This is a genomic window from Pseudomonas sp. 22072, assembly GCF_052046095.1.
In the GTDB taxonomy this organism is placed as follows: Bacteria; Pseudomonadota; Gammaproteobacteria; order Pseudomonadales; family Pseudomonadaceae; genus Aquipseudomonas; species Aquipseudomonas paracarnis.
The window spans coordinates 13,077-36,543 of the sequence record NZ_JBQEQE010000025.1 but is presented as its reverse complement, the minus strand read 5'-3'; the positions used below and the strand labels follow the sequence as shown (position 1 = coordinate 36,543).

The window sequence follows — 23,467 nt, the reverse complement described above, 5'->3', positions numbered from 1 at the left end:
CCATGTCTGCCCTCAATGCCGTTGAAAAAGGTGCCGCCGCCGTCGGTGCCCATTTGGTTCGCGATGTCAGCCTGCCGGCCCTGGTGCTGCACCGTGACGCCCTGGAACATAACATCCGCTGGATGCAGGACTTTGTCCGCAGCAGCGGCGCCGAGCTGGCGCCCCACGGCAAGACCAGCATGATGCCCGCGCTGTTCCAGCGCCAGATCGCCGCCGGTGCCTGGGGCATCACCCTGGCTACCGCCGTGCAGACCCGCGCCGCCTACGCCAGCGGCGTGCGTCGCGTGCTGATGGCCAACCAACTGGTGGGCGCGGCGAACATGGCCTTGATCGCAGACCTGCTGGCCGACAAGGATTTTGACTTCCATTGTATGGTCGATCACCCGGACAACGTCGCCGACCTGGGCCTGTTCTTCGCCGCCCGTGGCCAGCGCCTCAACGTGATGATCGAGTACGGCGTGGTCGGTGGCCGGTGCGGCTGCCGCAGCGAGCAGCAAGTGCGCGACCTGGCCAAGGCGATCCAGGCCCAGCCGGCATTGGCCCTCACCGGTATCGAGGGTTACGAAGGCGTGATCCACGGCGAGCACGCCATCAGCGGTATCCGCGCCTTCGCCGCCAGCCTGGTGAGCCTGGCGGTGGAACTGCAAGACAGCGGCCTGTTCGACCTGCCCAAGCCGATCATCACCGCATCGGGCTCGGCCTGGTACGACCTGATCGCCGAGTCGTTCGAAACGCAAAACGCCGCCGGCCGTTTCCTCAGCGTGTTGCGCCCTGGCAGTTACGTGGCCCACGACCATGGCATCTATAAAGAGGCGCAGTGCTGCGTACTCGAACGCCGCAGCGACCTCAACGAGGGCCTGCGCCCGGCAATGGAAGTCTGGGCGCATGTGCAGTCGCTGCCGGAGCCTGGTTTTGCGGTGGTTGCCCTGGGCAAGCGCGACGTGGCCTACGACGCCGGTTTGCCAGTGCCGCTCAAGCGCTACAGGGCCGGGATCGTGCCGGCGCAAGGTGATGATGTGAGCGGGTGCAAGGTCACGGCGGTAATGGACCAGCATGCGTTCATGACCGTGGCGCCGGAGGTTGAATTGCGTATTGGCGACATCATTTCCTTTGGTACGTCCCACCCTTGCCTGACCTTTGATAAATGGCAGGTGGGGTGCCTGGTGGATGAGCAGTTGCAGGTGGTTGAGTCTCTGCGTACCAGCTTCTAGACCGAGTCGCGGCTATCGCAGCGATGCGGCGACCCGACAAGCCAGCTCCCACAGTGACCGCGTTTTAACTGAAGGAATGCAGTCGAATGTGGGAGTCGGGCTTGCCCGCGATGGGGCCCTCCAGCACACCTGAGAACTTTGCCATGAACACCCACCCCCGCATCGCCCTCATCGGCGAATGCATGATCGAACTGCAACACCGCGCCGACGGCAGCCTGCACCAGAGCTTCGGCGGCGACACCCTGAACACTGCGGTGTACCTGCGTCGCGAGCTGGGCGATGCCGGCAGCGTTGACTACGTCACCGCCCTGGGCGATGACAGCTTCAGCGATGCCATGTGTGATCATTGGCACGCCGAAGGCCTTGGCCTGGACAGGGTCCAGCGTCTGCCTGGGCGCCTGCCGGGCTTGTATTGCATCCAGACCGACGCCCAGGGCGAACGTAAATTCCTCTACTGGCGCAACGAGGCGGCCGTGCGCGACTGCTTCACCACGCCTGCCGCCGAGCCGGTCCTGGCGGCATTGCCGGGCTATGACGTGGTGTATTTCAGTGGCATTACCCTGGCGGTGCTGGGAGACATCGGGCGTGAGCGCTTACTGCAGGCGCTGATCGAAGCCCGCCAGCGTGGCGCCAAGGTGGTGTTCGATAACAACTACCGGCCCCGGCTGTGGGCCGATGTGCAAACGGCCCGTGAGGCGTATCGCAGGGTGTTGGCCGCAGTGGACATTGCCTTGCTCACCGAGGATGACGAGCGCGCGTTGTTTGGCTATGAGGATAGCGAGCAGGTGTTTGCGGCGTATCCCTCGATTGCAGAAGTGGTGCTCAAGCGGGGAGCGGATGCGTGCCTGATTCGTTGCGCGGGCGAGCGCTTTGCGGTGCCGTCGTTGAAAGTGGAGAAGGTGGTGGACACCACGGCGGCGGGGGATTCGTTCAGTGCGGCGTATTTGGCCTCTCGGCTCAAGGGTGGCTCGCCCCAAGACGCCGCACTGGCGGGGCATCGGTTGGCAAGCCGGGTGATTCAGGTGCCCGGGGCGCTGATACCGAGATGATCACTGATCGTTCCCACGCTCTGCGTGGGAGCGCAGCCCGGGACGTTCTGCGTCCCAGAAGCGGACGCAGAGCGTCCAGTGAGGCATTCCCACGCAGAGCGTGGGAACGATCGGAGGTAGCCGTATCAATCCCGGTAAAACACCTGCACCAGGTGATACCCAAACTTGCTCTTGATCGGCCCATGCACCACCTTCACCGGTTTCTTGAAGATCACCGCATCAATCGCCCCCACCATCTGCCCGGGCCGCACTTCGCCCAGGTCACCACCGCGTTTGCCCGACGGGCAGGTGGAGTACTTCTTGGCCAGCACATCAAAGGCTTCGCCCTTGGCAATGCGCTGCTTGAGTTGTTCGGCTTCTTCGCTGGTTTTCACCAGGATATGACGGGCTTGGGCTTTCATGGGGCTCTACCAGCTGTGCGACGGCGCGCGATTATGCCTGAACTCAGGCCTCGACGCCGATCATGCTACGGATTTTGTTGGCCAACAGGTCAATGGAAAAAGGCTTGGCGACCATGTCCATGCCGTCCTCCAGGAACCCCTGGCGCTCGGCGGCTTTCTCGGCATAACCGGTCATGAACAGCACGCGCAGGCCGGGACGATGCTGACGGGCGATTTCCGCCAGTTGTCGGCCGTTCATGCCGGGCAAGCCAACGTCGGTCACCAGCAAGTCCACACGCAAATCCGACTCCAGCAACGGCAGCGCCGCACGGGCATCCGCCGCCTGGTGCGCGGTGTAGCCCAGTTCGTCGAGCACATTGACCACCAGCATGCGCACCGCCGGGTCGTCCTCGACCACCACCACCGCTTCACCGGCCAGGGCCACGGGCGCTTCGGTCAGGCTGGCGGGCAGGCTGCTTTCCAGCGCCGTGCCATACAAACGCGGCAGGTACAGGCGCACGCAGGTGCCCTGGCCCGGTTCGCTCTGGATGGTCACGTGGCCGCCGGATTGCTGGGCAAAGCCGTAGATCATCGACAACCCAAGGCCAGTGCCTTGGCCGATGGGCTTGGTGGTAAAGAACGGGTCGAACGCCTTGGCGAGGATTTTCGGCGCCATGCCGCTGCCGTTGTCGCTCACACCAAGCATCACATAGTCGCCGGCCTTGACCGGTTCCAGGGTGGTGATGTCGGTGCCGTCCAGATAACTGTTGGCGGTTTCGATCAGCAGCTCACCGCCGTCGGGCATGGCGTCGCGGGCGTTGATCACCAGATTGAGCAGGGCATTTTCCAGTTGGCTGGCGTCGGTGTTGACCGGCCAGATGTCCTTGCCCAGTTGCACCTTGAGCGTGATATGCGCGCCCTTGGTGCGCCGGAACAGGTCTTCCAGGGACGCCACCAGTTGGTTGGGGTCGGTGGGGCGACGGTCCAGTGACTGGCGCCGCGAGAACGCCAGCAGCCGGTGGGTAAGGGCGGCGGCACGGTGCGCGGAGGACACGGCAGCATCGGCAAAACGGCCGATATCGTCGCTGCGCCCGGCGGCGATATAGCGCTGCATCAGGTCCAGGCTGCCGATGATGCCGGTGAGCATATTGTTGAAGTCATGGGCGATACCGCCGGTGAGCTGACCGACCGCTTCCATCTTCTGCGCATGGCGCAGGGCATCTTCTGCACGTTCGCGCTCGAACATCTCGTTCTGCAGGCGCTGGTTGGCCTCGGCCAGCGCCTGGGTGCGCTGGGCCACGCGTTCTTCAAGGTTCTCGTTGAGGTGGCGCAGGGCCTCTTCGGTGAGCTTGCGTTCGGTCTCGTCGATCACAAAGATGTAGAAACCATTCACCGAGCCGTCACTGCTAAACCGCGGCAGGTACTTCATCAGCGCATGGCGGGGGCGGCCATCGCGATGAGGCGTCACCGTCATGAAGCTGCACGCCTTGCCCTTGAGCGCGGCGGCGATCTTGTCTGCGCGCCCGGCATACACCTCGTCGCCGAGCACTTCGCGGATGGTCTTGCCGTACAGCTCCTGGGGCGTCTTGCCATACCACTCGAGGTAAGCGCTGTTGTTGAGGCGAAAGCGCTGTTCGTGGTCAACGTAGCCGATCAACACCGGCATGGCGTTGATGATCAGTTGCAGCTCGGTCTGGCTCTGGCGCAAGGCCTGCTCGGTGTTTTTGCGCTCGGTGAGGTCCAGCGCGGCGCCGAGGAACCGCGCCGGCCGGCCCTGTTGATCCTTGTAGCAGCGGCCACGGGCGAACACCCAGCGCACCTGGCCATCGGCCTGTTGCAGGCGGTATTCCTCGGCGTACTCGGTGCCATGGGTGATGCAATGCTTGATGCTGCGCGTCACCGTGCCCCGGTCTTCGGGATGCACGCCGTGCAGGTAGGCGCTGATGGGCAGCAGGCTTGAATCGTTGGGGTCGACGCCATGCAGGTAGGCGAAATGGGCGTCGGCGATGAAGCGGTCTTCACCGATATCCCAGTCCCAGGTACCCACCGCGTCGGTGGCCGCCAACGCGAGTTGCAGGCGTTGCTCGGTGTTGTGCTGGGCCTTGAGGCTTGCTTCGGAGCGCTGTTGCAGTTCGAGGGTTTTGCTGCGTCGCTCATTGGTTTCAATGGCCGTGACCAGAATGCCGGCTACCCGGCAGCTTTCATCGCGCACCGGGCTGTAGGTCAGATCCAGCCAGATTTCGGTATCGCAGCCCTGGCGGTGCAGCACAAAGCGTTGCTCGCTGAAGGTGCGTACCTGGCCGCCGAGCACGGCGTCGTACACCGGCGCGGCGAAGCTTTCAAGCTCAGGCCAAGTGTGGTGCGCCGGCTGGCCCAAGGCGCCGGGGTGCTTGCTGCCAATCAGGTGTGCAAAGCCATCGTTATAGAGTTGCGTGAGGTGCGGGCCCCACAGCAGTACCATCGGCATGGGCGAATGCACGACGATATCAACGGCAGTGCGCAGGCTTTGCGGCCACTCACTGGCCTCACCGAGTGGGCTTTGCGCCCAGTCCAGCCGCTTGATCAACGCAGCGGCTTCGCTACCGGTGGATGTTCCATTCATAAAAAGCCCTGAGCATGACGCTTTGAAAAATGACAACACCCATTATCCCAAGGAGCGGCAACGGGTGGCTACCCCGGAAAAATAGCATGCCTTGAGGGTTTTTCTTCAAAACGCTGCGTCAGCGCTGAAACCTTTCATCTAATAAGCCAGCTCAGCTCTGTCGCGAAATTGCTCCAGTGCCTGGGGGTTGGCCAGGGCATCGGTGTTTTTCACCGGCTCTCCATGCACCACGTTGCGCACCGCCAATTCGACGATTTTGCCACTGATGGTGCGGGGGATATCCGTGACAGCGAGGATCTTGGCCGGTACATGGCGCGGTGTGGTGTTGGCACGAATCACCTGGCGGATCTGCTGTTGCAGCGCCTCGTCCAGTTCAATTCCATCATCCAGGCGCACAAACAGCACCACGCGCACGTCGTCCTGCCAATGCTGGCCGATGGCGAGGCTTTCCAGCACCTGCGGGACCTTTTCCACCTGGCGATAAATCTCGGCGGTGCCAATGCGCACGCCGCCGGGGTTGAGCACCGCATCGGAACGCCCGTGGATCAACAGGCTGCCGTTGGCGCGTTGCTCGGCATAGTCACCCTGGGCCCATACACCGGGGAACTGACTGAAATACGAAGCGCGCAGTTTCTGCTGCTGCGGGTCGTTCCACAGCCCGATGGGCATGGCAGGGAAATGCCGAGTGCACACCAGTTCGCCTTTCTCTCCGATCAGGGGCCGGCCCTGGTCGTCCCACACTTCGATGGCCATGGCCAGGCTCTTGCATTGCATCTCACCACGCCGCACCGGCAGCACCGGGTTGCCGATCACAAAGCAGGAGACAATGTCGGTGCCACCGGACATCGAGGACAGGCACAGCTCGGCTTTGATCTCGCGGTACACGTAGTCGTAACTCTGGGGCGACAGCGGCGAGCCGGTCGAAATCAAGCCCTTGAGGCTGCCCAGATCGTGGCTCAGGCGCGGCTGCAACCCGGACTTTTCCAGGGTGGCGAGGAATTTGGGGCTGGTGCCGAACACGCTGATTTTTTCCGCATCGATCAGGTCGATCAAACGTTCGGGGCCGGGGTGGAACGGCGAGCCGTCGTACAGCACCGCGGTGGCGCCGATCGCCAGCACCGACACCAGCCAGTTCCACATCATCCAGCCGCAGGTGGTGTAATAGAACAGGCAGTCCTCGCGGTTCAGGTCGGCATGCAGGCCGTGTTCCTTGAGGTGAGTCAGCAATACGCCGCCAGTGCCGTGGATGATGCACTTGGGGATGCCGGTGGTGCCGCTGGAATAAAGGATATACAGCGGGTGATCGAACGGCACCGCGACAAATTCCGGTTCTCCGCCGGCTTGATAGAAGTCGTCCCACAGCGCGACGTGGGCGTGGGTGGTGTAGTCCCCAGCCTGCGCTTCGGGCTTGGCGTAAGGCACGATGATCAGCTGTTGCAGGGAGGGCAGGCGTTCAAGGATCTCATTGAGCTTGGCGCTCTGGTCGATGCGCTTGCCGGCATAGCGGTAGCCTGCGCAGGTGATCAGCACCTTGGGCTCGATCTGGCCGAAGCGGTCGATGACGCCTTGGGTGCCGAAGTCTGGCGAGGAGCACGACCAGATCGCACCGAGGCTGGTGGTGGCGAGCATGCCAACCAGGGTTTGCCAGGTATTGGGCATACACGCGGCCACCCGGTCACCTATGCCGACCCCGGCCGCCCGCAGGCTTTTTTGCAGGCCGGCAACCTGTTCCGCCAGTTGCGCATAGCTCAATTGTTCACGTTGGCCGTCTTCGCTGACAGCCACCACCGCAGGATGATCGTCGCGCCGGCGCAACAGGTGTTCGGCGAAGTTCAGGGTGGCGCCGGGAAACCATTGGGCGCTGGGCATCTCGATGTCTTCGATCAGCGTGACGCTGGATGGGCTGCGAAACTGCACGTCGAAGAACGCGACAATCGCCTGCCAGAAATCCGGGCGCTGGTCGATGCTCCATTGGTGCAGGGCGGGGTAGTCGTCGAGCTGCACGCCGTGCCGTTGGTTGATGAAGCGGCGGAACTGATCCATGCGCGTGGTGGCGATGCGTTCCGGGGAGGGTTGCCAGAGGATCTCGGACATAAGCTGCCTCTTCTCGTTCCCACGCTTCGCGTGGGAATGCCTGACTGGACGCTCTGCGTCCGCTTTTGGGGCGCGGAGCGCCCCGGTCTGCGTGCCCACGCAGAGCGTGGGAACGGTCATCACGGGTTTACTGGGCCAGCCAGCCACCGTCGATGTTCCAGGCCGCGCCGCGCACCTGGGCGCCGGCTTCACTGCACAAGAACAACACCAGTTCCCCCAGTTGCGACGGCGTCACAAACTCCAGCGACGGCTGTTTCTCTGCCAACAGATCCTGCTGCGCTTGCTGTGGGTCGACCCCAGTGGCCACGCGATCATCAATCTGCTTCTGCACCAGCGGCGTCAGCACCCAGCCCGGGCAGATGGCGTTGCAGGTGACATTGCTGGTGGCGGTTTCCAGGCCCACCACCTTGGTGAGGCCGATTACCCCATGTTTGGCCGCCACATACGCCGCCTTGCCCACTGAGCCGACTTGCCCATGCACCGAGGCGATATTGACGATGCGCCCCCAGCCCTTGGCCTTCATGCCCGGCAAGCTCAGGCGTGTGCTGTGGAACACCGAGGACAGGTTGATGGCGATGATCGAATCCCAGCGCTCCACAGGGAAGTCTTCTACCGCTGCCACATGCTGGATACCGGCATTGTTGACCAGGATGTCCACGCCACCGAACTCGCGCTCGGCGTAGGCGAGCATGTCGGCGATCTGCGTGGGGTCGCTGACGTCTGCCGGGTGATGCCCGACCTTGCCGCCAAACGCCTGCACCTGGGCGATCACCGCGCTGGCGTCGCCAAAGCCGTTGAGAATCAGGTTGGCGCCGGCCTTGGCCAGGCTCAGGGCAATCCCCAAGCCGATGCCGCTGGTGGAGCCGGTGACCAGGGCGGTCTTGCCATTCAAAGTTGTCATGAAAACCTCACACAATGCCGGTGGCGTAGAAAGTACCGATCACCACGAACACCGCAAGGGTCTTGATGATCGTAATGCCAAAAATGTCCTTGTAGGCTTCGCGGTGGGTCAACCCGGTGACCGCCAGCAGGGTGATCACTGCGCCGTTGTGGGGCAGGGTGTCCATGCCGCCGCTGGCCATGGCCGCGACCCGGTGCAGCACCTCAAGGGGGATATTGGCCGCGTGGGCGGCTGCAATGAAGCTCTCGGACATCGCGGCGAGGGCGATGCTCATGCCGCCGGAAGCGGAGCCGGTGATACCGGCCAGCAAGGTCACGGTGATCGCTTCGTTGACCAGCGGGTTGGGGATGCCCTTGAGCCAGTCCGCCAGTACCAGAAAGCCTGGCAGCGAGGCGATTACTGCGCCAAAGCCGTATTCCGAGGCGGTGTTCATCGCCGCAAGCAATGCACCGCTTACCGCGCTTTTACTGCCTTCGGCCAGCTTGCTCTTGATCGCCGAGAAGCCGAACACCAGCACCACGATAATTCCCACCAGCAATGCCGCCTGCACCGCCCAGATCGCGGTGAGCTTGGCGATTTCGGTGGTCACCGGCGCGCTCATGCCCGGCAGGCTGAGGCTGTGGGTCTTGCCGTACCACTGCGGGATCCAGTGGGTGAACAACAGGTTCATCACCCCCACCAGGATCAGCGGCGACAGCGCGACCCATGGGTTGGGCAAGGCAAGGTTGTCGGCGGTTTCCGGCTCATTGCGCAACTCGGTGCCATAGCCTTCACCGGCACGCTGGGCCTTGTTGCGCTGGCGTGCGAGGTAGAGCATGCCGGCGCAAAACACGAAGATCGTGCCGATCAGCCCCAGCCACGGCGCCGCCCAGGCGGTGGTGTTGAAGAAGGTGCTGGGGATGATGTTCTGGATCTGCGGAGTGCCGGGCAGGGCGTCCATGGTGAACGAGAACGCACCGAGGGCGATGGTCGCCGGGATCAGGCGCTTGGGGATATTGCTCTGGCGGAACATCTCGGCGGCAAACGGGTACACCGCAAACACCACCACGAACAGCGACACGCCACCGTAGGTGAGCAGGGCGCAGACCAGCACAATCACCAGCATCGCCTGGCGCGTGCCGAGCAAGCGGATCGCAGCGGCCACGATCGAGCGCGAAAACCCCGACAGCTCAATGAGCTTGCCGAACACCGCACCGAGCAGGAATACCGGGAAATACAGCTTGATAAAACCGACCATCTTTTCCATGAACACCCCGGTAAAGGCAGGTGCGACGGCGGACGGGTCAGTGAGCAGCACCGCGCCAAGGGCGGCGATGGGGGCGAACAGGATAACGCTATAGCCACGGTAGGCGGCCAGCATCAGCAGCGCGAGCGCGGCCAGGGCAATGATCACACTCATGGTGTGTCTCCATCGGATTGTTATTGTTGTGGGTGAGGCTGTGGGAGGAAGCTATAGCGAGATGTGTGCCAGATTTATAACTTGTTGATATATATAGATTTATTTACTTTTTAACGACGGTTTTCCAGAAGGCAGTCTCAATCGAGAGACGAGTGGAGATCCCTTGTGGGAGCTGGCTTGCCTGCGATAGCGGTGTAACAGTGCCATATTCCCTANCCAACGCTATCGCAGGCAAGCCAGCTCCCACACAGGATTGTCTCCATAGTGGGAATCTAGTCTCTTTAATGAGACTGGGTTATTCCAAGAGCCAGCATTTTTTTATACAACGTTGACCGCCCAAGCCCCAACCGCTTGGCTGCCTCTACCACATTCCCTTCACACGCCGTGAGCGCGGCTGCGATCACCTGCCGATCTAACCGTTCCCGTGCCGCACTGAATGTCTCTTCTTCCATCGACACCAGCGCACGGCGTTCAACCGGCGTAAAAGTGCCAATCGCTGTGCGTATCTCCTCGGCATTCAACACCAAGTCATCACTCAGCAACGCCGCCCGCTCCAGCACATTGCGCAGCTCGCGGATATTGCCCGGCCAGGCATGTTGGGCCAACAGCGCCAGGGCATCGCGGTCCAGTTCGTGCTGGCTGCGCAACTCCTCAAGGATCGCCTCGCTCAGCGCCGGAATATCCTCCAGCCGTTCACGCAGCGGCGGCACCTGGATCGGCAGCACGTTGAGGCGGTAATACAGATCGGCGCGAAACTCGCCACGCTTGATCGCCGCTTCCAAGTCCATGGACGTCGCGGCAATCACCCGCACATCGCTGTGCAGCATCTCGTTGGAGCCCACCGGTTCGAATTCCTTTTCCTGCAACACCCGCAGCAATTTGCTTTGCAGTGGCAGCGGCATGTCGCCGATTTCATCGAGAAACAACGTGCCGCCCTGGGCAATCTGGAACTTGCCGGGGCGACCCTTGCGGTCGGCACCGGTAAAGGCGCCGGGTGCGGTGCCGAAGAATTCGGCTTCAAGCAGATCATGGGGGATCGCCGCGCTGTTGACGCTCACAAAGGCTTTGTGCGCCCGTGGCGATGCGCCGTGAATGGCCTGGGCCAGCAGCTCCTTGCCGGTGCCGGTCTCCCCGAGTAGCAATACCGGCGAATCGGCACTCGCACTGCGCCGCGCCCGGCGCTTGACCTCAAGGCTGGCGGCGCTGGTGCCGATAAAGTGCGCGAAGTTGTATTTGCTTTGCCGCGAACGCAGCAGCGAGCGCGTGGAGGCCAGCTCCTGCTGCATGCTCAGGTAGCGCTCGATCAGCGGCGACAGGTTGCGCAGTTCATCGAACAGCGCAAACCCAATCGCGCCGATCACCGCCCCGGCCTCGTCGTGGATCGGCAGGCGCATCACCACCAGCGGGCCTTTGGGAGTGTCCTGGATATCCAGCAGGATCGGCCGGTCGTTGCGCACCACCTGGCGCAGCAGGCTGTTGGAAATCACCTGCTCGCAAGGCTGGCCGATGGCTTGGTCGGCGCTCTTGAGGCCAAAACGCTTGGCGTAACGCTCGTTCATCCACACGATGTTCGCATCGCGGTCGACGATGACTGTGCCCTCGCTGGACTGCTCGATGATCTCGAACAGCGACTGGATGGCCAGGCCGCGAACCTGTTGGTAGTCCTTGAGGCTGGTACTCATGGGTACAGAATCCTGTTAATGATCGTTCCCACGCTCTGCGTGGGAATGTCTACCGTGACGCTCTGCGTCACTCGGCGTAGGGCCAAGACACGACGCGGAGCGTCTCGGGTTGTGTTCCCACGCAGAGCGTGGGAACAATCTCACCTCACAAAGGGATGTGCGCTGCTGCCAGCAGTTCTTTGGTGTACGGGTGTTGGGGCGATTCGAACACATCATGGCTCGCGCCACGCTCCACCACCTTGCCATCCTTGACCACGATCATGTCATGGGCCATGGCCCGCACCACCGCCAGGTCATGGCTGATAAACAGGTAGGTCAGGCCGTATTTGTCCTGCAGTTCGCGCAGCAGCGCCACCACTTGTTTCTGCACTGTACGGTCGAGGGCCGAGGTCGGTTCGTCGAGCAGCATCAGCGCTGGCTTGAGTACAAGGGCGCGGGCAATGGCGATGCGTTGGCGCTGGCCACCGGAAAACTCATGGGGGTAGCGATGTCGGCTGGCAGGGTCGAGGCCCACGTCCTTGAGCACCTGTATGACTTGCGCGTCACGCTCGGCCAGGCTGCACGGCGCGTGTACTTCCAGGCCCTCGCTGATGATCTGCTGCACCGACATGCGCGGGCTGAGGCTGCCATAGGGGTCCTGGAACACCACCTGCATCTGCTTGCGCCATGGGCGCATCTGCTGATGGTTGAGCGGGTCCAGGGCCTCACCCTGGAAGCGAATGCCGCCGCTGGAGTCGAGCAAGCGCAGGATCGCCTGGCCCAGGGTGGACTTGCCGGAACCGGACTCGCCGACAATCCCCAGGGTTTTGCCGCGCTGCACGCTGAGGCTGATGCCGTCCACCGCGCGCAGGTAGGTCTTGGCCCGGAACAGCCCGCCACCGAGGGGGAATTGCACGCTCAGGTCATCCACTTCCAGTACCGTCTCACGGGGCTCGCTGCACAGCACATCGCCCGAGGGCTCGGCGTCCAGCAGCAGGCGGCTGTAGGGATGCTGCGGTGCGGTGAACAAGGCCTGGCAGTCAGCCTGCTCGACGATTTCGCCGGCACGCATCACACAGACCCGCTGGGCGATACTGCGCACCAGGTTGAGGTCATGGCTGATCAGCAGCAGCGACATGCCCAGGCGTTGTTGCAAGGACTTGAGCAGCAGCAGGATCTTGCGCTGCACCGTCACGTCCAGCGCCGTGGTGGGCTCGTCGGCAATCAGCAGTTCGGGCTCGCAGGCCAGGGCCATGGCGATCATCACCCGCTGGCGCTGGCCGCCGGACAATTGATGGGGGTAGGCCTTGAGCCGTTCCTGGGGTTTCTGGATGCCCACCAGTTCCAGCAGTTCGAGGATGCGCGCCTGCGCCGCCTTGCCGCCCAGGCCCTTGTGCAGCAGCAGGGTTTCGCCGATCTGCTTTTCGATGCTGTGCAGCGGGTTGAGGGAGGTCATCGGCTCCTGGAAGATCATGGCAATGCGGTTGCCGCGCAATTTTTGCAAGGTACTCGGTGAGGCGCCGATCAGTTCCTGGCCGCGATACTTGATGGAACCCAGGGTTTCGGTGCCGGCTTGCGGCAGCAGTTGCAGGATCGAATGGGCCGTCACCGACTTGCCCGAGCCCGACTCGCCCACCAACGCCAGGCACTCGCCAGGGCGCACGTCCAGGCTCAGGTTGCGCACGACGGTCTGGCCGTTGAAGGCGACGCACAGGTCGCGGATTTCGATCAGGTTCATACGCAGTCACTCATGAGCGGGGGTCGAAGGCATCACGCAGTGCCTCGCCGATAAACACCAGCAACGACAGAATCAGCGCCAGGGTGAAAAACGCCGTCAAGCCCAGCCACGGCGCTTGCAGGTTCTGCTTGCCCTGGCCGATCAGCTCGCCCAGGGAGGCGCTGCCGGCGGGCATGCCGAAGCCAAGGAAATCCAGAGCGCTCAAGGTGGATATCGCCCCGGTCAAGATAAATGGCAAATAGCTGAGGGTCGCGGTCATGGCGTTGGGCAGGATGTGCCGGCGAATGATCTTGCCGTCGCCCAGGCCCAGGGCGCGTGCGGCCTTGACGTACTCCAGGTTGCGCCCACGCAGGAACTCGGCGCGCACCACGTCCACCAGGGCCAACCAGGAAAACAGCGCCATGATCCCCAGCAACCACCAGAAGTTCGGCTCCACAAACCCCGACAGGATAATCAGCAGATACAGCACCGGCAGGCCAGACCACACCTCGAGGATGCGCTGGCCGAGCAAGTCCACCCAGCCACCGTAGTACCCCTGCAACGCCCCGGCGGCAATGCCAATGACGGCGCTGATGGCGGTCAGGGCCAGGGCAAACAGGATCGACACCCGTGCACCAAAGATCACCCGGGCCAACACATCGCGGGACTGGTCATCGGTGCCCAGCCAGTTCACCGCCGACGGCGGGCTCGGGGCAGGGCGGGAGAGTTCGTAGTTGGGCGTGTCATCGCTGAACGGAATCGGCGGGAACAGCATCCAGCCGCCATCCTGCTTGATCAGCTTTTGCACGTAGTCACTGCGGTAGTCCGCCTGGAACGGCAACTGCCCACCGAACTGCTGCTCGGTGTAGCGCTTGAACACCGGAAAATACAGCTCGTTCTTGAAACTGAGCACCAGCGGCTTGTCATTGGCGATCAACTCGCCGCCCAGGGTCAGGATAAACAGGCCGATAAACAGCCACAGCGACCACCAGCCACGGCGGTTTTTCTTGAAGCGTTCGAAACGCCGGCGAGCCACGGGAGACAGGTTGAGCATCAGGCGTTCCTCGCGGCGAAGTCGATACGCGGGTCCACCAGGGTGTAGCACAGGTCACCGATGAGTTTTATCAGAAGGCCGAACAGGGTGAAGATAAACAGCGAGCCGAACACCACCGGGTAGTCGCGGGACACGGCCGCCTCGTAGCTCATGCGGCCCAGGCCATCGAGGGAGAAGATCACCTCGATCAGCAGCGAGCCGGCAAAAAACACACTGATAAACGCCTGGGGAATCCCCGAGATCACCAGCAACATCGCATTGCGGAACACGTGACCGTACAGCACCCGGCGTTCGCTCAAACCCTTGGCGCGGGCGGTGACCACATATTGGCGGGTAATTTCATTGAGGAACGAGTTCTTGGTCAGGATGGTCAAGGTGGCAAAGCCGCCGATCACCAGCGCCGTTACTGGCAGTACCAGGTGCCAGAAATAGTCGGCGATTTTGCCCACGGTGCTCAGTTCGGCGAAGTTTTCCGAGACCAGCCCGCGTACCGGGAACCAGTTCAGCGAGGTACCGCCGGCGAACACCACGATCAGGAACATCGCAAACAGGAACGCCGGCATCGCGTAACCGATGACGATGGCCGTGCTGCTCCACATATCAAAGCTGCTGCCATGGCGCACGGCCTTGCGTATGCCCAGCGGGATCGACACCAGGTAGGTGATCAGCGTGGCCCACAGGCCGAGGGAAATCGTGACGGGCATCTTTTCCAGGATCAGGTCAGTTACCGTTGCGCCTCTGAAGAAACTGTTGCCGAAGTCCAATTGGGCATAGTTCTTGAGCATCAACCACAGGCGTTCCGGCGCGGATTTGTCGAAGCCGTATTGTTTTTCGATGTCCTTGATCAGCTTCGGGTCCAGGCCGCGGCTGGCTCGCGAGCCGCTGATGCCTTCGCCGGATGCGCCCGCCACACCTCCGCCACCAATGCCTTGCAAGTGGGCGATGGCTTGCTCCACCGGCCCGCCGGGCGCGGCCTGCACGATCACGAAGTTCACCAGCAGGATGATCACCAGCGTCGGGATGATCAGCAGCAGGCGCCGTACGATATAGGCAAACATCAGTGGGCCTCTCCGCGTTTTTTCAACTCAGCCTGCATTTGTTCGTTCGTCAGCGGGGTGGGGCTGACTTCCCACCAGGTTTCCAGGGCTTCGTCGTTCTTCGCCTCGATGGCCGGGCGCCCGAAACGGTTCCACCATGCGGCGGAGGTGCCCGGTGGGTAATAGTTGGGGATCCATAGGTAATTCCATTGCAGTACGCGGTCCAGGGCGTGGGCATAGGTGAGCATCTTGGCCTGGGTGTCAGCCTTGACCAGGCCATGGATCAGGGTATCGACGGCCGGGTCCTTGAGCACGATGTAGTTATTGGCGCCCGAATCGAACGCGGCGGCAGAGCCGAAATAGTTGTACAGCTCCATGCCGGGCGAGGTGGTGACCGGGAAACCCGTGACGATCATGTCGTAGTCGCGGGCCATCAGTCGGTTGACGTACTGCGAGGAGTCGATGCGGCGAATATTCAGGGTGATGCCGATCTGCGCCAGGTTGCGTTTGTAGGGCAGCAACAGGCGTTCGAGGCCGTTCTGGACGTTGAGGAAGGTGAATTCCAGTGGCTCGCCCTGGGCATTGACGAGTTTGTCGCCCACAGGTTTCCAGCCGGCGTCTTCCAGCAGGGCCAAGGCTTGCAACTGTTTGTCGCGGATCATGCCAGTGCCATCGGTGACCGGGGCCTTGAACACCTGGGTAAACACCTCGTCGGGAATCTGCCCGCGCAGGGGTTCGAGGATTGCCAGTTCTTGCGGGGTGGGCAACTGGCTGGCGGCCAGCGGACTATTGGAAAAATAGCTCTGCTGGCGGATGTACAAGTTGCGCATCATCTGCCGGTTGGCCCATTCAAAATCCCACAGCATCGCCAGGGCCTGGCGCACGCGGCGATCCTTGAATATCGGTTTTTGCACGTTGAACACATAGCCCTGGGCCGGCTGCGGCATCTCCTTGGCCAGGTGCGCGCGCTGCAGGCGGCCATCGTCCAGGGCCGGGCCGTTGTAGCCGATGGAGTAACCGGTGGCGGAGAATTCACGGTTGAAATCATAGGCGCCGCCGCGTAGCACTTGTCGCGCTACTTCGGTGTCGCCGAAGTACTCCAGGCTCAGGTGATCGAAGTTGTACAGGCCGCGGCTGGCCGGCAAGTCCTTGCCCCACCAGTCGGGGTCACGGGTGAAGGTGATGGTGCTGCCGGAGTCGATCTTGCTGACCTTGTAGGGGCCGCTGCCCAGTGGCGCTTCGTAGCCGCCGCCGTTGGCAAAGTCGCGGGTCTTCCACCAGTGCTCGGGGAACACCGGCAAGGTGGCGATATCCAGGGGCAGGGTACGGTTTTCGTTGCTGGAAAAGTCAAAGCGCACCTGGCGCTCACCTTCGACCTCGACGTGCTTCACGTCGGCAAATAGCGTGCGAAAGCGCAAGCTGCCTTGGGTCATCAGCACGTCAAAGCTGTAGCGCACGTCTTGCGCGGTGATGGGCTTGCCATCGGCAAAGCGCGCCTTGGGGTTCAGGTAGAAGCGCAGTGACAGGCCATCGTCGGCGCGCTCCATCTTTTGCGCCACCAGGCCGTAGACGGTGTAAGGCTCATCCAGCGAGCGCAACGCCAAGGGCGCATACACCCAGCCGTCGACCTGGGATACGCCGATGCCTTTGTCGATATACGGCAGCACATGGTCAAACCGCCCCACCTCCAGCGCGGAACGCCGCAGGCTGCCGCCCTTGGGAGCGTTGGGGTTGGCATAGTCGAAATGGCTGAAACCTTCGGCGTATTTGGCGGGCTCGCCGTACACCGTCAGGTAGGTTTGCGGGGCTGCGATCACCGCAGTGCTGGCCATTAGCAAGGCCAGGGTGGAACAGAGCAGAGATGAAAAAGCCAATCGCATTATCAGCCTTGAGCGCCGGGTAAGAGTCGTAAGGATTTGTACGCTAACGGCCTGGGCATCGCCAGTCATCAGATGCACAACGGCCCACCAAAGGGCGGGCCGTTGTTTATAGCATCAGCGCGGATTGAATCAATCCTGGCGGCTGGTGACTTCCAGCAGGTGGTAGCCGAACTGAGTCTTCACCGGGCCTTGCACGGTGTTGACCGGGGCACTGAAGACCACGGTGTCGAATTCCTTGACCATCTGGCCTGGGCCGAACGAACCGAGGTCACCGCCCTGGCGGCTGGATGGGCAGCTGGAGTTGGCTTTAGCGATTTCTGCGAAATCAGCGCCGCCTTCGATTTGGGCCTTGAGTTCGTTGCACTTGTCTTCAGAGGCAACGAGGATGTGACGGGCGGTGGCTTTGGCCATGGTGAGTAACTCCTAGAGTAAAAAACGGTGAGCGTACCGGATTCAGGCGGTTATTTCTCGGCAAAGTTCCACTGGGTTTCAGCCGGCACTGTTTTCGCCGTGAGGATTCAAGGCAGCACAAGGTAGTCGTTGCGCTGCACGATCGGGCGGTGCGCCGCTTGCACCAGGTGGATATAGCGGCCGTCCACCAGGTCGATGGGCAGGCAGTCGTCGATATCCAGCACCGCGTCGGTGTGGGCCTGGGACCAGTGGCTGAGCATCTGCTGCTTGCCTTTGCCCATGGCCTCCTTTTTGTTACGGGCGACCACCAGCAGGTAGTGATGGGACTCGCCAAAGCTATTGGCTTCGTAACCGCCCAGGTTGATGAAGTACAGGCGGAGTGCATCGCCGTGGGGCGCCAGGTGGCTCAGTTCAACCTTCCAGCCGTCGACGCCATCGACGGCCATCCATGAATCGATGTGTACGCCTTTGGGGCTGCCGAACCAGGCGTCGCGTAATTGCGGGTAGGTGGCTTGCAGGGTGTCCGCCACGGCGAACACCACATCGTGTACTTCGATCCTGGCCCGCGGGTGCTTGCCCCCGAGCATGACGACAAACAGCATTACCGATGATTCCTGGGGAGGGCGGCCTGACAGCCTATCTGATCACTCCCGGCAATCAAACTGTGGGAGATTCTATGGATGAGGGGCAACCCTCAACCAACGTTACCGGGGAGCAGAGCAAGAGCTGCAGGCTTGTTTGCGCAATCAATGCATCTTGCTATGGTCCATCTTGCTGTGGTCCATGCCATCCAGCCCACGCGCCGTTGCCTTCACTTCGACGGCCTGCTTTTCACCCTTGGCATCTTCTACCGTAAGGGTCAGTGGTACCTGGTCGCCTTCCTTGATCTGGCCGGTCAGGCCCATCAACATGACGTGGTAGCCGTTGGGGTCGAGCTTGACGGCTTTGCCGGCAGGCAGGGCCACCGAGCCCACCGGGCCCATGCGCATGACGTCGTCCTTCATGCTCATCTCATGAATCTGCACGTCCTTGGCCACTGGCGATGCCACGCTCAACAGTTTGCTGTCGCTGTCGGCTGTGAGGGTCATGAAGGCGCCACTGGACGGTTGGCCCACTACGGAGGCGCGTACCCAGGCGTCAGTGACTTGTACCTGGGCACTGGCGTGGGCAGCGAGGCCCAGCAGGGTTAGACCGAGGGTGAGACGCTTGAGGTGTTGAACGGCAGTCATTAGCAGACCTCCATGACGGTGAGCAGGTCTTCTGCGCACTCTTGAGCGGTAAGGGATGCCTGCAAGCCAAGGCGCAGGTTGCCACGGGTGTCGAACACGAAACTGGTGGCGGTGTGGGAGAGGGTATAGGTGTCGCCGGCGGGGATCTTTTCATAAAAGATCCCGAACTCCTTGGCGGCCACGGCGATTTCTTCCGGGGTGCCGTAGAGCGCTTCGAAGCTTGGGTCGAAGGCCTTGACGTAGTTGTCGAGAATTTCGGGGGTGTCGCGCTCGGGGTCCAGGGTGATGAACACCACCTGCATGATCTTGCCATCGCGGCCCATCAGCTTCTTGGCCTGGGCGGCGCGGGCCAGGGCTGTCGGGCAGACGGCCGGGCACTGGGTGAAGCCGAAGAACACCACCGGCATCAGGCCGCGGTACGAGCTCAGGGTGACGGTTTCGCCGTCGGTGTTCTTGAGCTTGAAGGTGCGGCCCATGATCTTGTCACTGAGGTCCTTGCCGTACTTGAAGTTCAGCTTGGGGCTGTAGTCACAGCCGCCCAGCAGGCTGCCCAGACCCAATAGGCCCATGCCGGTCAGCACTTTGCGGCGGGTGAATAACGTACTCATCAACTGTGCATCCTGTGAAACGCCTGTAGGGCCGTGGAGCTGCTCCGCCAGGCTTTGAAAAGGAGTAACGAGAAGGGTGCAGAGTCTAGCAACCCTGGCCGGCGCGCGTAATCTGCGACGTTCTGCCACAGGGGCGCGTCGCATTTCTTTCTTTTATGGCTTCGGTGGTAGAGTCGCCGCCATGAAATTGCGCCACTCTGACCGCTCACTGATCGCCTGGGCCCTGTACTTCTGCGTGCTGATGAACCTGTTCGCCTGCGGTTTGGGGCATGGCCAGATGATGGGGCAGCAGCTCAACGGCATCGGCGGGCTGTTCTGTTCGGTGGACGGCGGTCAGTCGCCAATTTCCGACAAAGGGTTGGCGAACCCGTCCTCCAGCAACATCTCGAACTACTTTGCCTGCCCGGTGTGCAACGCGGTTACCGTTGCCCTGGTGTTTCTGATCGGCCTAGCCTGGCTGCTCGGCCTCACCCAAGCCCCGCGTGTCGCCCATGAGCGGCGCAACAAGGCGCCGCCGCGCTATTCCTGGCCCTCGGCCAACCCCCGCGCTTCTCCCGCATCCTGACGTGTGCCTTGGGCTTCCTGTAACCAGGAGGCATTCTCTCGTCACGATTGTGAGAACACTCTATGAACCCTCAATTGCCTGCCGGCGCCGGCCGCCTGGTCAGCAAGGCGTCGCGGCGCCTGCGTGCGCAACCGGCGCTGTCTGATTACCCGAGTAATTCGCGCTGCTTCGTGCACCTGGATGCACGCCTGTTGCCTCACTGGCATACCTTGTTCGACATCTGCCCGGCGTTGCTCAAGCTCGACCCACCGGAGGGCTTGAACCTGTTTCGCGCCTTCATGACCTGGGCCTATCGCAACCAGCCGCCGCTGGACTGGACGTACCATCTGAACGTATGCCGCTGGTTGCTGAGTTCGACGTACCGCACGCAGGTCGATGAGGAGCCGATCGAGGCCTTCATGGCCGCCGCTGCTGCGCGCTGGGTGCTGACGGATGACAGCCCGGCGGCAGGCATTGTCTTGAGCTGGCGCGATTGCACCCTGTTCGACTGGAAGGGCCACCCTTCGATAGCCGCGCCGCGACCGGCATTGCCGCCGCCCGCCTGGGATTTTGCCTGGTCCCCGTTGGGTGCCCAAGGTGCTTTCAGCGGTTGGCTGCCGGTGCCATGAAGCGCCGCATCCGGTAAGCCTCACGACACCCTCGGAAGCGCCGCACACTGCGCAGCGTGCGGAGCCCGCAGGCTGGCACCGGCTTGATGACTAGGCTCTAGGCTTCTTTGGTTTCCAGGTCATCAGGTTATGTCTTCTTTGCATCACAACACGCCCACGCTGACGGTGGTCGACCCGCGAGGGTTGACCGTGCGCAGCGTGGCGTACCATCGCAATACCGCGCAGCAATCACCCAGCGCGCAGGTCACGCGGCAGGTGTTCGACGCTCGCGGCCTGTTGCAGCAACAGTGGGACCCCAGGCTGTTCGAGTTGCACGCTGCCGATCCCGACGTGCGGCCCAATCTGTCTCATCGTTATAGCTTGAGCGGGCAAGTGCTGAGCACCGACAGCGTGGATGCGGGCCGTCAGACGCGCTTGCTCGGCAGTGGCGGCCAGGTCGTGCAACAGTGGGACAGTCGAGGCACGCGCCAGCGGTTCGAATACGACCCGTTGCTGCGCCCCGTCGCGGTATTCGAGCGCGCGGAGGAGGCGGCGGCTGAACGCTGTGTCGAGCGCATGAGTTACGCGGGCATGACGTCCACGGAGGCGGCGCGCAATCGCTGTGGGCGCATGATTCGTCACGATGACCCGGCAGGCACGTTGCTCGTTGAGCGCTACGACGTGCAAGGCAATATCACCGAGCAAACCCGGCGCCTGTGCACGTCGCACACCGTGCCCGACTGGCCGCTGCCCGTGAGTGAGCGGGATGCACAGTTGCAAGCCCAGACCTTCACCACCACCTGGCAGCACGACGCGCTGGGGCAACGCCTGGAGCAGGTCGACGCGCGCGGCAATCGCCAGCAATCTCAATACGGTGTCGACGGCCAGTTGACGAAAAGCGAGATCCTGTTCAAAAGCGGAGCGCGCAAGACCCTGGTGGATCAACGCAGCGTCAACGCCTCGGGCCAGGTGTTGAGCGAACGCTTGGGTAATGGCGTGGTCAGCGTTGCCGAGTATTCGGACACCGATGGACGTTTGACACGCTTGAGCGCCCACCTCAAGGATTCGGCAGGCAAGCGACTGCAAGACCTCTTCTACAGCTACGACCGGGTCGGCAATGTGTTGCGCATCCGCGATGCGGCGCAGCCGACCCGCTGGGCCAGCAACGTGCAGGTGGAGGCAGTAAGCACATTCGAATACGACAGCCTGTCGCGATTGATCAAGGCCACCGGTCGTGAAAACGCGCGCAATACTGGCGCATCCGCACTGCCGGGGCGAATCACGTTCGGCGCCACAGACGACAATCTCTGGGGCAACTACACCCGCCACTATGCCTACGACTCGGCCAGTAACCTGACTCAGATGCGCCATGTGCCCAGCACCGGCAGCGGTTATACCCAACGGATGCAGGTGGGCGAACACAGCAATCACAGCGTGATTGCCCGCGAGGGCGCAAAGGCGCCGGGCCTGGGCAACGGCTTCGACCAACGTGGCAATCTCCAGGCACTGGCGCCTGGTCAGGCGTTGACCTGGAATGGGCGCAACCAGTTGGTTCGCGTTGCGCAGGTGCTGCGTGACAATGGCGAACATGACGATGAGGTGTATCTGTATGACGGCACCGGCCAGCGAGTCATCAAGCGTCGCGTGGCACATGGCAAGACGCAGACTCACACCCATGAAGTGCTTTATCTGCCAGGGCTGGAGCTGCATCGCCACGGGCCGGATGGCGAGTGGTTGAACGTGGTGCTTGCTCCGGGCGGGCGGCATTCGGTCAGAGGGCTGCAGTGGGAGCAGCAGCGCCCCGACGAGATGCAGGACGAGCAACTGCGGTTCAGCCTCGACGATCATTTGGGCAGCGGCACTCTGGAGCTGGACGAGGCAGCCGGCCTGTTGAGCCAGGAAAGTTATTACCCCTTCGGCGCAACTGCCTGGTGGGCGGCAAAAAGTGCCTTGGAGGCGAACTATAAAACCCGACGTTATTCGGGCAAGGAGCGCGACGCCAGCGGGCTGTATTACTACGGCTTCAGGTACTACGCGCCGTGGTTGTTGCGGTGGATCAGCGCTGACCCGGCGGGGGATGTGGATGGGTTGAACCTGTATGCGATGGTGGGGAACAACCCCATGGGTTATGTAGACGAAGACGGTTTGCAGCGCCGCTCGATGCTGGAGGTGGTGACGGTTCTGCTCCTGGTGTTGTTGATCGGGCACGGAGTAGGGGTAGAGATAGGCTATAGGGCTGAACTGGCTTATTTCGGGCTGATTTCAGGTGTGGTGGGCGTGGCGCTTTACGCGCTTCAGCGATTAGGCACCACTGACGTTCAGCGCAGAGCGTTCTATGAGCAGTCCGTAACGGTCGGTGCGCAAGAGCTGGGCCGCCGACAGGGCGCTACCGAACATGAAGTCAGCGAGTTGGCGGACTTTTTCCTGGAACACCGTCTGGCTACCGCTGACACTAAAAGTCTGTCCTACGGGCTGACCCCGGCAGCGCGGGGCGGTCTCTATGGGTACGTTGGGCCCACCGAGCATCGGGACCGGGCTGAAACAGCCTCACGAACGGAGCGTAACCCTAGCTTTACGCTTGCCAGGTTGGGGTTTGTAGGCATAGAACTGCGCGCCCCGGCACGCAAAGTGGGCGCCAGCCCGCTGCCAGCGGCTGGGCTGACCCATACCGAAGTACAGCCGCAAACCAGGGTCACGAGCGTGGGCCGCAGAGGCTCCGCTTCTGAGGTGCCCGCCGCGCAACCGGTAAGCCCGGGACCTTCCTCCGGGCTGGTGCCTGAGCCCCTCCAGATTGACGTCACACCTATTCAGAATGAATTACATGGCCCGGGAGGTGAAATTCTCAGAAGGGTGATTGGTCGGCTGGAAGACCGCACACTGGATTTTCATACCGGCCATGCCATGGCGGGTGGGCAGAATGTCCGCAGTTTTGACTTGCCGCGTTATCGCGGGCAGCGCGGTCGTGGCGCCTATCGGGTGATGATCCAGCACATCAGTGGGCTTAACTATCGGGCGGTCAGGGTGATGGACCCTCACCGCCGTTAATACGCGCAACGTCAGGCCAAGGAGCGCGGGCCGTGTA

The 23,467-nt window shown here is 62.3% G+C and carries 19 protein-coding genes; 5 read left to right on the top strand and 14 right to left on the bottom strand.

Going from position 1 to position 23,467, the window contains the following annotated elements; translation table 11 throughout:
• Window positions 1-2: 2 nt before the first annotated feature.
• Together ACTJLA_RS21815 and ACTJLA_RS21810 are read left to right on the top strand one after the other, a co-directional pair.
• Window positions 3-1,211, top strand: coding sequence for an amino acid deaminase (locus tag ACTJLA_RS21815; RefSeq protein ID WP_314544170.1), 1,209 nt, complete (start codon window positions 3-5; stop codon window positions 1,209-1,211).
• 143 nt (window positions 1,212-1,354) lie between these two features.
• Window positions 1,355-2,260 (top strand): sugar kinase, encoded by a 906-nt coding sequence (locus tag ACTJLA_RS21810; RefSeq protein ID WP_440842105.1) that lies wholly within the window; start codon window positions 1,355-1,357, stop codon window positions 2,258-2,260.
• A 125-nt stretch (window positions 2,261-2,385) separates the two neighbouring features.
• Here the strand turns inward: ACTJLA_RS21810 and ACTJLA_RS21805 are convergent, their stop codons facing one another.
• The 14 genes from ACTJLA_RS21805 to ACTJLA_RS21740 form a co-directional block, all read right to left on the bottom strand.
• On the bottom strand, window positions 2,386-2,661 hold the full coding sequence (locus tag ACTJLA_RS21805; protein ID WP_003174397.1) for a peptidylprolyl isomerase: 276 nt from the start codon (window positions 2,659-2,661) through the stop codon (window positions 2,386-2,388).
• A gap of 43 nt (window positions 2,662-2,704) precedes the next feature.
• The gene (locus ACTJLA_RS21800) at window positions 2,705-5,242 is read right to left on the bottom strand and encodes a PAS domain-containing hybrid sensor histidine kinase/response regulator (protein ID WP_072447743.1); all 2,538 of its coding nucleotides are present in this window, start codon (window positions 5,240-5,242) and stop codon (window positions 2,705-2,707) included.
• Window positions 5,243-5,380: 138 nt separating this feature from the next.
• Window positions 5,381-7,336, bottom strand: coding sequence for an acetoacetate--CoA ligase (locus ACTJLA_RS21795; RefSeq protein WP_440842102.1), 1,956 nt, complete (start codon window positions 7,334-7,336; stop codon window positions 5,381-5,383).
• A 127-nt stretch (window positions 7,337-7,463) separates the two neighbouring features.
• Window positions 7,464-8,237 carry a 3-hydroxybutyrate dehydrogenase gene (locus ACTJLA_RS21790; protein ID WP_054896543.1) on the bottom strand — a complete coding sequence of 258 codons (774 nt, stop codon included), beginning with the start codon at window positions 8,235-8,237 and terminating at the stop codon, window positions 7,464-7,466.
• A gap of 7 nt (window positions 8,238-8,244) precedes the next feature.
• Complete coding sequence (locus tag ACTJLA_RS21785; protein WP_054896542.1) at window positions 8,245-9,636, bottom strand: GntP family permease; 1,392 nt, start codon at window positions 9,634-9,636, stop codon at window positions 8,245-8,247.
• A gap of 281 nt (window positions 9,637-9,917) precedes the next feature.
• A complete protein-coding gene (locus ACTJLA_RS21780; RefSeq protein ID WP_054896541.1) occupies window positions 9,918-11,318 on the bottom strand; it encodes a sigma-54 interaction domain-containing protein in 1,401 nt (466 codons plus the stop codon).
• A gap of 145 nt (window positions 11,319-11,463) precedes the next feature.
• Complete coding sequence (locus tag ACTJLA_RS21775) at window positions 11,464-13,035, bottom strand: ABC transporter ATP-binding protein (protein WP_054896540.1); 1,572 nt, start codon at window positions 13,033-13,035, stop codon at window positions 11,464-11,466.
• A gap of 10 nt (window positions 13,036-13,045) precedes the next feature.
• Window positions 13,046-14,068: an ABC transporter permease gene (locus ACTJLA_RS21770; protein ID WP_034125731.1), complete on the bottom strand. Its 1,023-nt coding sequence runs from the start codon at window positions 14,066-14,068 to the stop codon at window positions 13,046-13,048.
• Entirely contained in the window at window positions 14,068-15,126 is a 1,059-nt protein-coding gene (locus ACTJLA_RS21765) for a microcin C ABC transporter permease YejB (RefSeq protein WP_005788805.1), read from the bottom strand. The genes ACTJLA_RS21770 and ACTJLA_RS21765 overlap by 1 nt, the downstream gene beginning before the upstream one ends.
• The gene (locus ACTJLA_RS21760; RefSeq protein WP_314544147.1) at window positions 15,126-16,985 is read right to left on the bottom strand and encodes an extracellular solute-binding protein; all 1,860 of its coding nucleotides are present in this window, start codon (window positions 16,983-16,985) and stop codon (window positions 15,126-15,128) included. The genes ACTJLA_RS21765 and ACTJLA_RS21760 overlap by 1 nt, the downstream gene beginning before the upstream one ends.
• Before the next feature lie 129 nt (window positions 16,986-17,114).
• The gene (locus tag ACTJLA_RS21755; RefSeq protein ID WP_034125729.1) at window positions 17,115-17,396 is read right to left on the bottom strand and encodes a peptidylprolyl isomerase; all 282 of its coding nucleotides are present in this window, start codon (window positions 17,394-17,396) and stop codon (window positions 17,115-17,117) included.
• Window positions 17,397-17,503: 107 nt separating this feature from the next.
• On the bottom strand, window positions 17,504-17,998 hold the full coding sequence (locus ACTJLA_RS21750) for a DUF1543 domain-containing protein (RefSeq protein ID WP_034125728.1): 495 nt from the start codon (window positions 17,996-17,998) through the stop codon (window positions 17,504-17,506).
• Between the two features lie 144 nt (window positions 17,999-18,142).
• Window positions 18,143-18,625 (bottom strand): copper chaperone PCu(A)C, encoded by a 483-nt coding sequence (locus ACTJLA_RS21745; protein WP_054896538.1) that lies wholly within the window; start codon window positions 18,623-18,625, stop codon window positions 18,143-18,145.
• Entirely contained in the window at window positions 18,625-19,233 is a 609-nt protein-coding gene (locus tag ACTJLA_RS21740) for an SCO family protein (protein ID WP_034125726.1), read from the bottom strand. The genes ACTJLA_RS21745 and ACTJLA_RS21740 overlap by 1 nt, the downstream gene beginning before the upstream one ends.
• Before the next feature lie 181 nt (window positions 19,234-19,414).
• Here ACTJLA_RS21740 and ACTJLA_RS21735 point away from each other — a divergent pair, with 181 nt between their 5' ends.
• The 3 genes from ACTJLA_RS21735 (at window position 19,415) to ACTJLA_RS21725 (ending at window position 23,430) form a co-directional block, all read left to right on the top strand.
• A complete protein-coding gene (locus ACTJLA_RS21735; protein ID WP_054918556.1) occupies window positions 19,415-19,798 on the top strand; it encodes a DUF2946 domain-containing protein in 384 nt (127 codons plus the stop codon).
• A 62-nt stretch (window positions 19,799-19,860) separates the two neighbouring features.
• Window positions 19,861-20,406 carry a putative natural product biosynthesis protein gene (locus ACTJLA_RS21730; RefSeq protein ID WP_054896537.1) on the top strand — a complete coding sequence of 182 codons (546 nt, stop codon included), beginning with the start codon at window positions 19,861-19,863 and terminating at the stop codon, window positions 20,404-20,406.
• Window positions 20,407-20,535: 129 nt separating this feature from the next.
• Window positions 20,536-23,430 carry an RHS repeat-associated core domain-containing protein gene (locus ACTJLA_RS21725; RefSeq protein WP_440842098.1) on the top strand — a complete coding sequence of 965 codons (2,895 nt, stop codon included), beginning with the start codon at window positions 20,536-20,538 and terminating at the stop codon, window positions 23,428-23,430.
• Window positions 23,431-23,467 lie beyond the last annotated feature (37 nt).